Here is a 14,461-nt window from a genome sequence, read left to right as displayed (position 1 = left end):
AGGAGGACTTTACATGCAACCAGCGATAACTTATCGCTTGATTAAAAAGGAAAAACACACTGGCGCCCGGCTTGGTGAAATCACCACGCCCCACGGGACGTTTAGGACCCCAATCTTTATGCCGGTAGGAACTCAGGCAACAGTTAAAACATTGGCCCCTGAGGAGCTGGATAAAATGGGGGCAACCATTGTTTTGGCCAATACGTATCATTTGTGGTTACGACCTGGTGAAGACATTGTTAAAGAAGCTGGTGGCCTACACAAGTTTATGAATTGGCATAAAGGGCTCTTAACTGATTCGGGTGGCTTTCAAGTGTTTTCACTTGCTAAAAATCGGGATATTACCGAACAAGGCGTCACATTCAAAAATGAGTTAAATGGTTCCAGGATGTTTCTTTCGCCAGAAAAAGCCATTCAAATTGAGAATGATTTGGGTCCAGACATTATGATGAGCCTAGATGAGTGTCCGCCATTCTTTGAATCTTATGATTATGTTAAGAAATCAGTTGAGCGGACGAGTCGTTGGGCCGAACGGGGGTTAAAAGCCCACCGTAATCCTGATACCCAAGGCCTCTTTGGAATTGTGCAAGGCGCTGGATTTGAAGACCTCAGACAACAATCTGCCAAAGACTTGGTCAGTTTGGATTTCCCGGGTTATTCAATCGGTGGCTTGTCGGTTGGTGAATCCAAAACGGAAATGAATCGAATTTTGGAAGCGACAACGCCATTGTTACCTGAAAATAAACCTCGTTATTTGATGGGTGTCGGCGTGACGGATTCCTTGATTGATGGGGTCATTCGTGGAATTGACATGTTTGATTGTGTGTTGCCAACGAGAATTGCCAGGAATGGGACCGTGATGACTTCTCATGGTCGTTTGGTCGTCAAAAATGCCCAGTTCGCCCGAGATTTCACTCCCTTGGATGATCAGTGTGATTGTTATACCTGCCGTAACTACACGCGGGCATATATTCGTCATTTGATCAAAGCAGATGAGACGTTTGGTCTGCGTCTTTGCAGTTATCATAATTTGTATTACTTAATTCACTTGATGAAACGGGTTCAGCAGGCTATTATGGATGATAATTTGCTGGATCTGCGGGCAGAAGTATTTGAGCAGTATGGGTATAATAAACCTAACGCAAAAAACTTTTAGACCTAGACGGTTGACAACTTATTTGGTAAAGTATTCTTATGAAAGTGTGGGTGAAAAATATTGAATGGTTCTTCTAGTAGTTATCTCTCGATCTTAATGATCGTTGCCTTATTTGCATTGATGTATTTCTTGATGATTCGTCCTCAACGAAAGCAGCAACAAAAGCGTCGGGAACAATTGTCGAAGATTAAACCTGGTGATTCAGTGGTTACAATTGGCCGTTTACACGGTGTTGTTGATGAAATCAACGAAGCCGAAAAGACCGTTACCTTGGATTGTGATGGCATCTACTTGGTTTTTGATTTGAGCGCTGTTGCTCAAATTAAGCAACCGGGTATTGCACCGGCTGCTACAACTGATACTAAGACGAATTCTGCTAAAACAGATGAGGCTCCTACATCAGATGCAGCTGATGATAAGTCTGCGGCTTCTGACCAAGCAAGCGATTCTGCAGCTGATCAGAATAAAGAAAGTAAGTAAGTTCCAATTACTTGGGTTGGTACCGGAACGTGATGTTTTGGCCAACCATTTTTTTTGCGATAATAGAGAACGTACGTTTGATTAAGAGGTTGATAATCATGACTGTTAACGGTAGAAAGATCATACATGTTGATATGGATGCCTTCTACGCCTCAATTGAAGAACGTGAAGATCCCAGTTTGAAAACCCAGCCGCTGATTGTTGCTCGCGATCCAAGAAGGACAGGTGGCCGTGGGGTTGTTTCAACTGCTAATTACAATGCCCGACGATTTGGCGTTCATTCAGCGATGAGTGCCCAGAAAGCTTTGGAGCTGTGTCCGAAAGCTGTTTTTCGATTTTCTGGTTTTGGCCTGTATCGGTCGGTTTCAGATCAAATTCATGAAATTTTTCATCAATTTACCGATGCGGTTGAGTCAGTTGCCCTTGATGAAGCTTATCTAGACATTACTCACAACAAGCGGCATCTTTCTGATCCAATTCAGGTTGCCAGAATGATTCAAACAGAAATCTGGCAACAAACAAAGCTGACTTGCTCCGTGGGGGTGTCGTATAATAAATTTTTGGCGAAAGAAGCTTCCGATTACGCAAAGCCGGTTGGAATTACCGTGATCCCTCAAAAAGACGCCATTGAATTTCTGACCAAGTTACCGATTGAGAAGTTCCGCGGGGTGGGTAAAAAGACAGTTCCCAAAATGCAAGCCTTGCAGATTGCAAACGGCGCTGATCTATTGCAGTGGTCACAAATGGATTTGATTAAACATTTTGGCAAGTTTGGGTATGTTTTGTATGAACGCGCCCGGGGCGTTGATGAACGTCCAGTTGAATATCAACGAGTTCGAAAGTCAATTGGCAAAGAGCGGACTTTCGGACCGGAAATCAGGACAAGTTCAGAAGTAGACGCTCAACTGCAACGGATCGCTGAAATGGTGGTTCAAGCAATGGACAACAAAAAGAAACATGGTAAGACGTTGGTCCTCAAAATTCGGTACAAGGATTTTTCAACCTTCACAAAACGCGTGACTTTGGATGATTACATCAAAAATGACCCAGCTGATTACTTTGCCCTTGCAAGTGACTTGTTGACGGATATGCCTGATATTTCTACCGGTGTCCGGCTATTAGGGATCACGATTACTAACCTGGATGATTTAACGTACGAAAATATTGCATTGGACTTATTCCATAACGGCGATGTTCAAAAGACCTAGTTTATATTATTGGCGTTCTAGTGTATACTTAAGTGTTCGACAATAAAGTAATTGGAGTAATGACATGTCAATTAAAGAACAAATTTTAACGACTATTAAACAATATAAAACCATCATCATTCATCGCCACAAGCGACCAGATCCTGACGCGATCGGCTCTCAAATGGGATTGGCTCAAATTCTCAAGGCATCTTTCCCAGATAAAACGATCCTTTGCGCTGGTAAGCAGTACGATGGATTTGCTTGGCTTGGCAAAACCGATGAGATTTCTGATGATCAGTATAAAGATGCATTAGTAATCGTCGTTGATACAGCTAATCAGCCACGGGTTGACGACGATCGGTTCAATAAAGGCAAGCTGATGATTAAGGTTGATCACCATCCAAACGATGATGCATTTGGCGATATCATGTGGGTTGAGCCCGAAGCTTCCAGCACCTCTGAATTGATTTACGACTTTTTTGCCGCTAATCGTGCGGAGTTGACCATGCCTGCCGAAGGTGCCCGATTATTATACGCAGGGATTGTGGGTGATACGGGTCGGTTTATGTATCCATCAACTTCCTCGCACACTTTAGCAGTTGCGTCTAAGTTGACTGAATATGATTTTTCAGCCAGTGAGGTCAATAAGATTGAGGATGAGATTGATATTCCATTGGCCCGTTTGTCTGCCTATGTTTATGACAACTTAACCATCCTCGATAGTGGAGCAGCTTATCTGGTCCTTTCAGATAAGGTATTAGAGCCATTCAAACTTGGCGATGACAGTACATCAGCTGTCGTACCATTACCTGGGAAAATCAAAGATGTGATTTCGTGGGCAATCTTTGTTCAGCAAAAAGACGGGGGGTTCCGGATTCGGTTACGTTCGAAGGGTCCTTCGATCAATGAACTTGCTAAAAAGTATGGCGGCGGTGGTCATCCACTTGCGAGTGGAGCCGTGGTTGAAGACGAAAAGCACATCGATGGATTCGTCAAAGATTTAAATGAGGTCGTTTCTAACTACAAGAAGTAGGAGAGTATATGAGCAATTTTTCAGAATTTAATTTAAAACCCTATATATTGGCTGCCCTGAAGGATATTGGTTTTTCTACGCCGACACCAGTTCAGGAAAAACTGATTCCAAAGATTATGCAAGGCAGGGATGTTGTGGGGCAATCCGCTACCGGTAGTGGGAAGACGCACGCTTTTTTACTGCCAATCTTTAATCAGCTTGATCCGGATGTCCACGAAGTTCAAGCCGTTATTACCACCCCAAGTCGAGAATTAGCCTACCAAATTATTGATGCGGCTAAACAAATTGCTAAACACAGCGATCAACCGATTTCCACCGGAGCCTATGTTGGTGGTACCGATAAATTGCGGCAGGAAACCAAGTTGAAGCGGGAACAACCACAACTCGTCATTGGAACGCCAGGTCGGATTTGGGATCTGATCAAAAACGGTGGCTTAGACGTTCATACGGCTTCCCAACTAGTCATTGACGAAGCTGATATGACACTTGATATGGGATTTTTAGACGTTGTGGATAGTATCGCTGCCAGCTTCGGTAAACATGTCCAAATGATGGTCTTTTCGGCCACCATTCCACAAAAGATCAATGTTTTTCTCCGCAAATATATGCAAAATCCAGTCATTGAAGAAATTCCGGTTTCCTCAATTATTAGTCCCACGATTGATAACTGGTTAATCTCGACTAAGGGCCACGATAAGAATCAGTTAATCTACCGGCTCTTAACTGTTGGGGAACCTTATTTGGTTTTGATTTTTGCCAACACCCGAAAACGAGTGGAAGAATTGACAGATTATTTGAAGAAACAGGGCCTGAAAGTTGCAATGATTCACGGCGGTGTTAAACCCCGCGAACGAAAGCAAATTATGAGACGGGTTAAAAACCTGGACTTCCAATTTGTGGTTGCAACCGATCTCGCGGCCCGAGGAATTGATATCGAAGGGGTTTCTGAAGTCATTAACGATGATATCCCGACTGAAGATCTTGAATTTTTCATTCACCGAGTTGGCCGAACCGGTCGGAATGGGATGTCTGGAGTGTCGATTACCCTCTATTCACCGGATGAGGAAAAAGACGTTCAAGAACTCGAGAACATGGGGATTCATTTCAAGCCAAAAGCATTGAGTAATCACGAGATTGTCGATACATACGATCGCCATCGTCGAAAGACTCATCGCAAGAAGCACGAGAAGCTTGATCCAACCATGATTGGCATGATTAAGAAGAAAAAGAAGAAAGTCAAGCCTGGTTATAAACGTCAAATCAAGATGTCAATTGCCCGAAAAGATGAGATGGACCGTCGGGTTAAAAAGCGTGAAGAAGCTCGTGCCCAACGAAAGCAACGAAAGAATAGCTCATCAAGGTACAGGTAAATAATTGACAGCAATTTAACGAACAAGTATAATTTGGTTGTTTAAGAATATGCTGATTGGATTTATCTTTTAGAAACGTTTTGGTTGATGTAAAAAACGATTTAAACCAATCAGTGCTCTCTTAACTTTCACATGAAAACGCAACTCTACGTTATAGAGATTAAGTGGTTACGATAAACATCGTTGCAATCAGAGTGGTACCGCGTCAATCGGCGTCTCTGTTAGCAACGGTGTTTTATTTTGTCAAAGGAGAATTAATGATGAAAAACTTAAGCAGTGGTCAAATCCGACAAATGTTTTTAGACTTTTTTCAAGAAAAGGGCCATACAATTGAACCAAGTGCCTCTTTGATTCCGGTTGAGGATCCAACTTTACTCTGGATTAATTCCGGAGTTGCTACTATGAAAAAATACTTCGACGGTTCGGTGGTTCCAAAGAATCCACGGATGACGAGTTCTCAAAAAAGCATCCGAACCAACGATATTGAAAATGTGGGAAAGACGCCTCGGCATCACACATTATTTGAAATGTTGGGAAACTTTTCAGTTGGTGACTATTTTAAAAAGGAAGCCATCACTTGGGCTTTTGAATTGCTGACTTCGCCAAAATGGTTTGGTTGGGATAAAGAGAAGCTTTATATGACCGTTTATCCCAAAGATACAGATGCAAAGAAATTTTGGGAAGAAGTGGGTGTTGCTCCCGACCACATCATTGAAATGGAGGATAATTTCTGGGATATTGGTCAAGGACCTTCAGGACCTGATTCAGAAATTTTTTATGACCGTGGAGCTGATTTCGATAATTTGGCTGCTGACGATCCCGAAAATTATCCTGGCGGTGAAAACGATCGTTGGCTGGAAGTTTGGAATATTGTGTTCTCACAATTTAACCACACGCCCCAAGATACGTATGAACCTCTTCCGAGAAAGAACATTGATACTGGAATGGGTCTCGAGCGGGTGGTTTCGATCTTTCAACACGCCCGGACGAACTTTGAAACCGATTTATTTTTGCCAATGATCAGGGAAACCGAAAAGTTAAGTGACGGCAAGAAATACAACGCTAATAAACATGATGATGTCGCCTTCAGAATTATTGCTGATCACGCTCGAGCAATTACTGTTGCCATTGGGGATGGTGCTTTGCCTTCCAACGTTGGCCGTGGCTATGTAATCCGGAGACTAATTCGACGGGCAATCGTGAATGGGCAGCGTTTGGGAATCAATGAGGCCTTTTTGTACAAATTGGCTCCAGTGGTTGGTCAAACACTTGAATCTTATTATCCAGAAGTATTGAAGCAAAAAGATTATATTGCTAAAGTCATCCGGTCCGAGGAAGATCGGTTTAACGAAACATTGGCTGATGGAATGAAGTTATTGCACCAGGTGATTACTGATGCCAAGCAGAATAGTCAAACCGTGATTGATGGCCCGACGGCATTTAAACTGTATGACACTTATGGATTCCCAGTTGAACTGACTCAAGAAGAAGCTGGGGAGGTTGGCCTAACAGTGGACCATAAGGGATTTGAAGCTGAAATGGATAAGCAAAAGCAACGGGCCCGTGATGCGAGAAGTGGGGCTAAATCCATGGGTGTTCAACGTGATCTATTGCTTGAAGTTAAAGATCATAGTGAATATGTCGGCTATGATACCCTCGAAGTTGATCATGCCAGCATTGAAGAAATTATTGAAAATGAAAAGCTGGTTAATCAGTCAAAGGGTGGGACAGTTGAAGTCATTTTCGATAAAACCCCATTTTATGCTGAAATGGGTGGCCAAGTTGCTGATCGAGGAGTTGTCCTTGATGAAGAAGGCGATAAGGTTGCCGATGTTGTTGACGTTCAACATGCGCCAAATGGTCAGAACCTGCACACTTTGAAAACTCAAGAGCCATTAATTAAGGGCAACAAGTATCACTTAGTGGTTGATCGATTGTTCCACAGTCGAGTTGAAAAGAACCATACCGCAACTCATTTGCTCGATCAATCATTACGAAATGTTTTGGGTGGCCATACTCAACAAGCCGGGTCATTAGTTGAGCCTAACTATCTAAGATTTGACTTCAACCACTTTGGTCAGGTGACTGACGAAGATTTGGAAAAAGTTGAAAACATGGTGAATCGCCAAATTTTCAACGAAACGAACGTTGACACAGTTGTCACTGATCCGAAGACCGGTAAGAAGATGGGTGCGATTGCGTTATTCAGTGAAAAATATGGTGACAAGGTTCGAGTAGTCAGTATCGGTGACTTCTCAGTCGAATTCTGCGGTGGTACTCACGTTAAGAATACGCGAGACATCGGCTTGTTTAAGATTGTCTCGGAATCTGGTGTTGGAGCCGGAATTCGTCGAATTGAAGCTGTTACTTCCAAAGATGCCTTTAAATTACTGAATGATCGTAATAAAGAGCTCAATCAAATTGCCAGTTCTTTGAAGGTTAACCAAATCAAGGATGTGCCAACCCGAGTAACTCAAGTTCAAGATGAAATCAAAGAGCTTCAGCAAAAACAGCAGTCCCTCGAGGCGAAGCTGGCTGGTCAGCAAGCCCAAAATGTCTTTAATGACAAGAAACAAGCTGGTGACAAGACGATCATTACCGGTATCATTAAAGACGCTGGAATGGATCAGCTGCGACAACTGGCCGATACTTGGCGATCTAAGAAACTTTCAGATGTATTAGTGTTAGGAACTGGCAGTGGCCAGAAAGCTAATTTAATTGTTGCAGTGGCGGATGATAAGGTAAAAGCTGGTATTAAGGCCGGTGACTTGATTAAATCAATCGCCGGTAACATTAAAGGTGGTGGCGGTGGTCGACCAAACATGGCCCAAGCTGGCGGTAAGGATCCGGCCGGGTTGGATAAGGCAATGAACGCTGCTGTTGATTGGTTAACTAACAAATAATTATTACACTGCGATTACATGTCGATTACATTGCCTCTCTTGATTGTAGTTTTACGGATAATCAGTTAAAATTAGTACAAATGACCGTATGTCATAGAGGTGAATCGTATGAGTTCGTTAGATAAAACAATGTTTTTTAATTTCAATGAGGATCAGCCTAAAGACGTTCGAGATACATTATTGACTGTGTATGCCGCATTGGAGGAGAAGGGATACAATCCTTACAATCAGATAGTTGGGTATTTGATTTCCGGTGATCCTGCCTATATTCCACGTAATTTGGACGCTCGTAATTTGATTCGCAGGCATGAACGCGATGAGATAATCGAAGAACTAGTTCGTTTCTATTTGGACAACCATCCAAGCAATCAGCCAACAGAAACAAAAAAAGGTGAAAAATGAGATTAATGGGATTAGACGTTGGTTCAAAGACCGTGGGAGTTGCAGTTAGTGACGCTCTTGGTTGGACTTCTCAAGGGGTGGAAATCATTCCAATTGATGAGGAGAATCAACAATTTGGTTTAGATCGGGTGGCAGAACTAGTCGATCAATATGAAGTTGACGGCTTTGTCGTTGGCTTACCCAAAAACATGAATAATTCGCTGGGGCCTAGAGCTGAGGCTTCCGAACAATATGGTAAGCGTTTGGAGAAGAAGTTTGATCTACCGGTCGACTTTGAAGATGAGAGATTGACAACTGTTGAGGCTCAACGGATGCTTACTGAAGAAGCCGATATTTCTCGGAAAAAGCGAAAAAAGGTTATCGATAAGTTAGCAGCAGGATTGATCCTGCAAAACTATCTAGACCGAAAAGGAAAACTAACAAAAATTTAGCGAGGTATGCAAATTATGGCAGATGAACCAGTACAACAACAAATTACACTAGTTGATGACAATGGTGAAGAAACGTTATACGACGTTTTATTCACTTTTAAGTCAGAAGACTTCGACAGATCTTATATCCTGATTTACCCAGCCGGCAAGAGCGATGATGATGAGGTTGAAATCCAAGCATATGCGCTTCCAAAGGGCGACGACCCAAGTGATCCTCAAGGCGGTGAACTTCAGGCAATCGAAACCGACAAGGAATGGGATATGATTGAATCAGTCCTTAATACCTTCTTAGGCAAAGATGGCGATGATCAAGACGATGATGGCCAGTAAAGTGGCGGTTATTTGATCAAATGGATGCAGGGATTGAGAACAAAGCGTCAGTTTTGTCTCAGTCCTTTTTAATTGATTTTTTTAGGATGTGAGTGAATGGAAAAAAAGGAGAAACGGCGATTTAAAGCAACAATTGCTGGTAAAGACTATGTATTGGTGGGTAATGGAACCGTTGAACACATGCAGGCGGTAACTGATTTACTCAACGAACAATTGAATCAATTGCATGAAGCAATGCCAACTTCCACAGAAGAAGAGCGGGCAATTTTGATTGCTTTCAATGCAATTTCTAAGCAATTTGAACTTGAAGAGAAACATCTTCAGCAAGGGCACTCAACTCACAAAAATGATTAGTCGAATACGAGAGGTTGATGACGATGATTTTTGATATTGGCATTCTTTTCATTTTAATCATTGGCTTTCTAAGAGGTATTCACCGGGGGCTGGTAGTGGAACTATTCAATCTGGTCGGTTTTTTTGCTGCAACGATTGGAGCCATTATTTTTACCACACCGGTGAGTGATTTTTTGGCTGGGATTTTGAACAATCATTCGGAAAACACCTCGATGGGAACAATCATTAAGTGGATCGTATTTATAGTCGTATTTGTGATCATTACCAGGCTCGTCAGGATGATCCGAAATATGATCAGACCTGTTACCAAACTGCCCCTTATTAGTCAGGTGAATTCATTACTTGGCGGCGGGGTGAATCTTATTTCACATTATTTATTGGTTTTTATTATATTGAGTTTCTTGTTGATCTTGCCCAGTCAGGCAATTCATCAGCAATATGATCAATCGGCGATTTCTCAATGGATTGTGACCAAGACCCCAATTCTGTCCGACAAGATGATGCAGATTTGGGATGAGAATTCCAGTGAGGTGAACGTATGAACGAAAAAGTATTAGAAACACTCGAATATGACAAAATTAAACAGCAGCTGGCTGCTTATTTAACAACGGATCGGGGCAATGAGATTTTGGGGAATTTACGACCCAGCCCAGATTTTGATGTGGTCACTGATCGGCTCAACGAAACGGCTGATGGGGCTGATATTGTCCGGTTGAAGGGCGAAATTCCAATTCCAAAATTAACGGAAATTTCTCCGTACATGAAGCGACTCCGCATTGAAGACGCCTCATTAGGCGGGACTGAGCTGGCCCACATTACTAAATTATTGAGAGCCGTTCAGGTGGTTCATTCATTCTTCAATGATTTGGCAGAAGAGGCAGTTCATTTGCGAACAGTGACAAAAACTGTCGATCAATTGACTTTGATGCCGGAAATTACCAAACGAATGATTTCCTCGATCGATGATGATGGCCGGGTCTTAGATTCCGCTTCTTCAGAGTTGCGGTCAATTCGAAAGTCCATTGGTCGCACTCAGACTGATATCCGGGCCAGGATGGGCAAATTTATTAAGGGATCGGATTCTAAATATCTCAGCGAACCGATTATTACCGTTCGTGATGACCGATTTGTCCTGCCAATCAAGGCAGAATACAAGCAACGGTTTGGTGGGATTGTCCACGATCAAAGTGCTTCTGGGCAAACGCTCTACGTTGAGCCCAGCAACGTGGTTGAAATGAATAACCAACTTCGAAGGGATCAGCTTGCTGAAAAAGCCGAGGTTCGGAAAATATTGGCTGAATTAACCAATCTCATTCGACCATATCGAAATGAATTGATGCAAAATATGAACTTGGTTGGTCAGCTCGACTTCGTCAATGCCAAAGCGAAGTATGCTCATCAGACTGGTAGTGTGCTACCACTGATTTCTTCCAAAAATGTTGTTAATTTGAGACAAGCCAGGCACCCGTTAATTGATAAGGACCGGGTAGTGGCTAACGATATCGCGATTGGTGATCAGTATCAAACAATCATCGTGACCGGCCCAAACACGGGTGGTAAAACGATTACAATTAAAACGGTTGGCATTCTCCAGTTGATGGGGCAATCGGGGCTGTTTATTACCGCAAACGAAGACAGCCAAATCGGCGTGTTTGATGAAGTCTTTGCCGATATTGGTGATGAGCAGTCAATTGAAGCCAATTTGAGTACTTTCTCGTCCCACATGGATAATATCATTTCGATATTGCATCACATTTCCAAAAAGAGTTTAGTGTTACTGGATGAATTGGGTGCTGGGACCGACCCTAAAGAAGGGGCTGCGCTCGCAATGGCGATTATCGATGCAATTCATGCTACTGGGTGCGAATTAATTGCCACGACCCACTATCCTGAACTAAAGGCATTTGCATATAATCGACCAGGAGTCATCAATGCTTCGATGGAGTTCGATGTCGATACCTTACGGCCAACTTATCGATTCTTGATGGGTATTCCCGGTCAAAGTAATGCATTGAATATTGCCAGAAAGCTTGGGTTCCCCAAACAAATTATTGACAATGCCCGGGCATTCACCGATTCGAAAAATCAAGATATCAATAACATGATTGAGGAATTGACGGCCCAAACCAAACGGGCTCATGATGAAGCAGATCAATTGCAGCGCCAGCTGAGTGAATCAACGAAACTTCATCATGAATTGACTGATCAATTTAATAAATATCAAAGCCAAAAAGACCGTTTAACCGAGCAAGCCCAAGAGCGAGCGAATCAGGTGGTCGAAGAGGCTAAAAAGAAAGCTGATAAAATTATTGCCGACCTTCACCAAAAGCAAAAACAGGTCGGCAAAGTCGCAGTTAAAGAAAATGAATTAATCGATGCAAAGGGTGCCCTCAACAAGCTGGAAGTAGCTCCTAATTTAAAGAAAAATAAGGTGCTCACCAAAGAAAAAGCTAAGCATGATTTTCATCCTGGTGACGACGTGTTGGTCAAATCATACGGCCAACAGGGTTCCCTGATTGGAAAAGAAAAAAATGGTACCTGGGATGTGCAAATTGGAATTCTCAAGATGAAAATCAATGAAGCTGACCTTGAAAAAGTTGGTAAAGAGAAGAAATCAAACCAAAAATTTCAAACGCATGTTTCCAGAACTCGTTCAACCGGGATGTCACCAACCCTCGATTTGCGGGGTCATCGATATGAAGAAGCGATGTACGAGCTGGATCGATACATTGATTCGGCCTTATTAGCCGGTTACCCGTCTGTTACGATTATTCATGGTAAAGGTACCGGGGCACTTCGAAAAGGCGTTACAGACTATTTAAAGCGCAATAAACGGGTAAAGAGCTTTGGTTATTCTGCCCCCAACGCGGGTGGCGATGGATCCACCATCGTGAAATTTTAATAATAAATTGTGTGCAACTTATTTGCTTTTTTTCAAATAATTGGTAGTATTAGTTTATTAGAAGATGGGAGTGTTTGAAATGGTTAAAGAAACAACAGATCAAACTTTTGAGCAAGATACTGCCAAAGGCGTTACTTTGACAGACTTCTGGGCAACTTGGTGTGGTCCTTGTCGGATGCAATCACCAGTTGTTGAAGAATTAGCAGATGAAATGGCTGACGTAACCTTTAATAAAATGGACGTCGACAAGAATCCGAATACCGCCTCAAAATTTGGCATCATGAGTATTCCAACTCTGCTTGTTAAAAAGGATGGCCAAGTCGTTGATACAATCGTTGGCTATCATCCAAAGGAACAACTTAAGAAGGTATTGGCTCAATATACTGACTAATGTCTAAAAAAGCGTTGCGAAAGACCTCAGAGGCCTTCACAGCGCTTTTTAAATTGCAAACAGTTATTTAGTTTTTGGTTCAGCAATAGAATCATCAGAGTTCTCAACAATTTTGAAAATTTCTGATGCCTCTTGGCCATCGTTGGGCTTGTCCTTGCTTAAATAAGTGGTGATCAACACAATTCCCTTGGAAGCGTTGATCTTCTCGACTTCAGATTCCGCTTGCTGATCAAGAATGTACTGGCAGCTTTGAGCAATGAAGCCGGATTCTAAAAAGAAATCAGGATCTTCAAAAAGTGATAGGCGATTGGCGACGATTTCGCCGCTTAATTGCCAGTTGATCTGGCTGTTGGTCCGCTTCAGTAATTTGAGATCACCAAATTTGAACTGGCTAAAGAAGGTTTCCAAATCTTCATAAGTTGGGAGTCGGTGAGTTCGAGATAATCGCTTACCCGCCCAGTAAGAAATCTCGTGTGAATCATTACCTAAAATGCTGGGTAATAGATCATCACGAATGAGTTCTTGACCAAGGATATCTGTGCCACTGTTGCTGTTAATCAATGTGTTATATGCTTCGTTATCCATTTTTTAATCTCCATCAATGCAAAATGTAATAAAGTTATTATACAATATATTTACTAAGTCTGTTTTGTTAGTTGAATATCTTAATTGCTTGCAAGATAATGATATTAGCAATAAAGGAAGAAGGAATTCAGGTGGATAATCGCCCAATTGGCGTGATGGATTCGGGGGTTGGTGGTTTAACTGTCCTCCGCCAAATTGTCAAAATACTTCCAAATGAATCGTACATCTTTGTTGGCGATCAAGCCAATTTACCGTATGGGCAAAAAAGTTCAGCAACGGTCAAAGCATTAACAAAACGGATTGCTGACTATATGTTGACCCAAAACGTTAAATTATTTGTCATTGCTTGCAATACATCAACCGCCGCTTCGCTGGAATATCTTCAGCAGATTTTACCAATCCCTGTGATTGGCGTCATTGCCCCGGGGAGTGAATCGGCTGTTAAAACTTCAGCTACTGGTCAGATTGGTGTGATTGCGACAAATGGGACCGTTCGATCAGGAGACTATCAACGAATTATCACAAATTTAAATCCGGAAAGTCACGTTTACGCTTTGGGTTGTCCTGAATTTGTGACGATGGTTGAGCAAGGGCTGGCTGGAACGCAAGCTGCTCAGGTCGCCGTTAACAATCGGTTAGCCTATTTTAGTGATTTGCCGATTGACACACTGGTCATGGGATGTACCCATTTTCCAGTTTTGAGTCAAGAAATTCAAAACGTCGTTGGCCAGCAGGTGTCACTGGTGGATCCAGGGATAGCCACTGCTCAAAAAGTCGCAGAGTATTTGAACAAGCACCAACAACTATCGGCTGGTGCTGCTAACATCGCTAACCAGTTTCATACTACCGGTAATCCAGCTGAATTTGCAAAGATTGCTGAAAATTTATTAAATAAAAAAGTTGTTGCTGATCACTTAGATATCTGAAAGGGATG

General features: G+C 42.4%; 15 protein-coding genes. 14 read left to right on the top strand and 1 reads right to left on the bottom strand.

Translation table 11 applies throughout. From position 1 onward, the window contains the following. The first annotated feature begins 13 nt into the window (after positions 1–13). The 13 genes from tgt (at position 14) to trxA (ending at position 12,942) form a co-directional block, all read left to right on the top strand. Positions 14–1,156 carry a tRNA guanosine(34) transglycosylase Tgt gene (gene tgt, locus FD12_RS09865; protein ID WP_056982918.1) on the top strand — a complete coding sequence of 381 codons (1,143 nt, stop codon included), beginning with the start codon at positions 14–16 and terminating at the stop codon, positions 1,154–1,156. A 96-nt stretch (positions 1,157–1,252) separates the two neighbouring features. Beyond that, positions 1,253–1,636, top strand: a complete 384-nt coding sequence (gene yajC / locus FD12_RS09860; RefSeq protein ID WP_054746715.1) for a preprotein translocase subunit YajC — start codon at positions 1,253–1,255, stop codon at positions 1,634–1,636. Positions 1,637–1,734: 98 nt separating this feature from the next. Next, the gene (gene dinB, locus FD12_RS09855) at positions 1,735–2,844 is read left to right on the top strand and encodes a DNA polymerase IV (RefSeq protein WP_054746561.1); all 1,110 of its coding nucleotides are present in this window, start codon (positions 1,735–1,737) and stop codon (positions 2,842–2,844) included. 64 nt (positions 2,845–2,908) lie between these two features. Beyond that, on the top strand, positions 2,909–3,859 hold the full coding sequence (locus FD12_RS09850) for a DHH family phosphoesterase (RefSeq protein ID WP_056982916.1): 951 nt from the start codon (positions 2,909–2,911) through the stop codon (positions 3,857–3,859). A gap of 8 nt (positions 3,860–3,867) precedes the next feature. Beyond that, complete coding sequence (locus FD12_RS09845; RefSeq protein WP_056982914.1) at positions 3,868–5,229, top strand: DEAD/DEAH box helicase; 1,362 nt, start codon at positions 3,868–3,870, stop codon at positions 5,227–5,229. A 260-nt stretch (positions 5,230–5,489) separates the two neighbouring features. Beyond that, positions 5,490–8,132, top strand: a complete 2,643-nt coding sequence (gene alaS / locus FD12_RS09840) for an alanine--tRNA ligase (RefSeq protein ID WP_056982911.1) — start codon at positions 5,490–5,492, stop codon at positions 8,130–8,132. 108 nt (positions 8,133–8,240) lie between these two features. Beyond that, on the top strand, positions 8,241–8,534 hold the full coding sequence (locus FD12_RS09835) for an IreB family regulatory phosphoprotein (protein WP_056982909.1): 294 nt from the start codon (positions 8,241–8,243) through the stop codon (positions 8,532–8,534). Continuing rightward, on the top strand, positions 8,531–8,965 hold the full coding sequence (ruvX, locus tag FD12_RS09830) for a Holliday junction resolvase RuvX (protein ID WP_054746563.1): 435 nt from the start codon (positions 8,531–8,533) through the stop codon (positions 8,963–8,965). Before FD12_RS09835 ends, ruvX begins: the two co-directional genes overlap by 4 nt. Positions 8,966–8,971: 6 nt before the next feature. Beyond that, complete coding sequence (locus FD12_RS09825; RefSeq protein ID WP_082622236.1) at positions 8,972–9,295, top strand: DUF1292 domain-containing protein; 324 nt, start codon at positions 8,972–8,974, stop codon at positions 9,293–9,295. Between the two features lie 96 nt (positions 9,296–9,391). Further along, on the top strand, positions 9,392–9,649 hold the full coding sequence (locus tag FD12_RS09820) for a cell division protein ZapA (RefSeq protein WP_054746564.1): 258 nt from the start codon (positions 9,392–9,394) through the stop codon (positions 9,647–9,649). Positions 9,650–9,672: 23 nt separating this feature from the next. Next, a complete protein-coding gene (locus tag FD12_RS09815) occupies positions 9,673–10,191 on the top strand; it encodes a CvpA family protein (RefSeq protein WP_054746717.1) in 519 nt (172 codons plus the stop codon). Beyond that, on the top strand, positions 10,188–12,551 hold the full coding sequence (locus FD12_RS09810) for an endonuclease MutS2 (protein ID WP_056982906.1): 2,364 nt from the start codon (positions 10,188–10,190) through the stop codon (positions 12,549–12,551). Before FD12_RS09815 ends, FD12_RS09810 begins: the two co-directional genes overlap by 4 nt. Positions 12,552–12,630: 79 nt before the next feature. After that, on the top strand, positions 12,631–12,942 hold the full coding sequence (gene trxA / locus FD12_RS09805; protein WP_054746565.1) for a thioredoxin: 312 nt from the start codon (positions 12,631–12,633) through the stop codon (positions 12,940–12,942). Between the two features lie 63 nt (positions 12,943–13,005). Here trxA and FD12_RS09800 read toward each other — a convergent pair whose 3' ends face one another. Then, complete coding sequence (locus tag FD12_RS09800; protein WP_054746566.1) at positions 13,006–13,527, bottom strand: DUF2507 domain-containing protein; 522 nt, start codon at positions 13,525–13,527, stop codon at positions 13,006–13,008. A 155-nt stretch (positions 13,528–13,682) separates the two neighbouring features. On the opposite strand from FD12_RS09800, the gene murI reads away from it, so the two are divergent. Next, the gene (gene murI, locus FD12_RS09795; RefSeq protein WP_056983136.1) at positions 13,683–14,453 is read left to right on the top strand and encodes a glutamate racemase; all 771 of its coding nucleotides are present in this window, start codon (positions 13,683–13,685) and stop codon (positions 14,451–14,453) included. Positions 14,454–14,461 lie beyond the last annotated feature (8 nt).

Source organism: Lentilactobacillus rapi DSM 19907 = JCM 15042 (assembly GCF_001436255.1).
GTDB lineage: Bacteria > Bacillota > Bacilli > Lactobacillales > Lactobacillaceae > Lentilactobacillus > Lentilactobacillus rapi.
This window is presented reverse-complemented; position numbering and strand designations above follow the sequence as displayed.

Excerpts from the sequence above, each read along its gene's own strand:
- tgt (WP_056982918.1), top strand. The coding sequence starts at position 14 with ATGCAACCAGCGATAACTTATCGCTTGATTAAAAAGGAAAAACACACT.
- yajC (WP_054746715.1), top strand. The coding sequence starts at position 1,253 with ATGATCGTTGCCTTATTTGCATTGATGTATTTCTTGATGATTCGTCCT.
- dinB (WP_054746561.1), top strand. The coding sequence starts at position 1,735 with ATGACTGTTAACGGTAGAAAGATCATACATGTTGATATGGATGCCTTC.
- FD12_RS09850 (WP_056982916.1), top strand. The coding sequence starts at position 2,909 with ATGTCAATTAAAGAACAAATTTTAACGACTATTAAACAATATAAAACC.
- FD12_RS09845 (WP_056982914.1), top strand. The coding sequence starts at position 3,868 with ATGAGCAATTTTTCAGAATTTAATTTAAAACCCTATATATTGGCTGCC.
- alaS (WP_056982911.1), top strand. The coding sequence starts at position 5,490 with ATGAAAAACTTAAGCAGTGGTCAAATCCGACAAATGTTTTTAGACTTT.
- FD12_RS09835 (WP_056982909.1), top strand. The coding sequence starts at position 8,241 with ATGAGTTCGTTAGATAAAACAATGTTTTTTAATTTCAATGAGGATCAG.
- ruvX (WP_054746563.1), top strand. The coding sequence starts at position 8,531 with ATGAGATTAATGGGATTAGACGTTGGTTCAAAGACCGTGGGAGTTGCA.
- FD12_RS09825 (WP_082622236.1), top strand. The coding sequence starts at position 8,972 with ATGCAAATTATGGCAGATGAACCAGTACAACAACAAATTACACTAGTT.
- FD12_RS09820 (WP_054746564.1), top strand. The coding sequence starts at position 9,392 with ATGGAAAAAAAGGAGAAACGGCGATTTAAAGCAACAATTGCTGGTAAA.
- FD12_RS09815 (WP_054746717.1), top strand. The coding sequence starts at position 9,673 with ATGATTTTTGATATTGGCATTCTTTTCATTTTAATCATTGGCTTTCTA.
- FD12_RS09810 (WP_056982906.1), top strand. The coding sequence starts at position 10,188 with ATGAACGAAAAAGTATTAGAAACACTCGAATATGACAAAATTAAACAG.
- trxA (WP_054746565.1), top strand. The coding sequence starts at position 12,631 with ATGGTTAAAGAAACAACAGATCAAACTTTTGAGCAAGATACTGCCAAA.
- FD12_RS09800 (WP_054746566.1), bottom strand. The coding sequence starts at position 13,527 with ATGGATAACGAAGCATATAACACATTGATTAACAGCAACAGTGGCACA.
- murI (WP_056983136.1), top strand. The coding sequence starts at position 13,683 with ATGGATTCGGGGGTTGGTGGTTTAACTGTCCTCCGCCAAATTGTCAAA.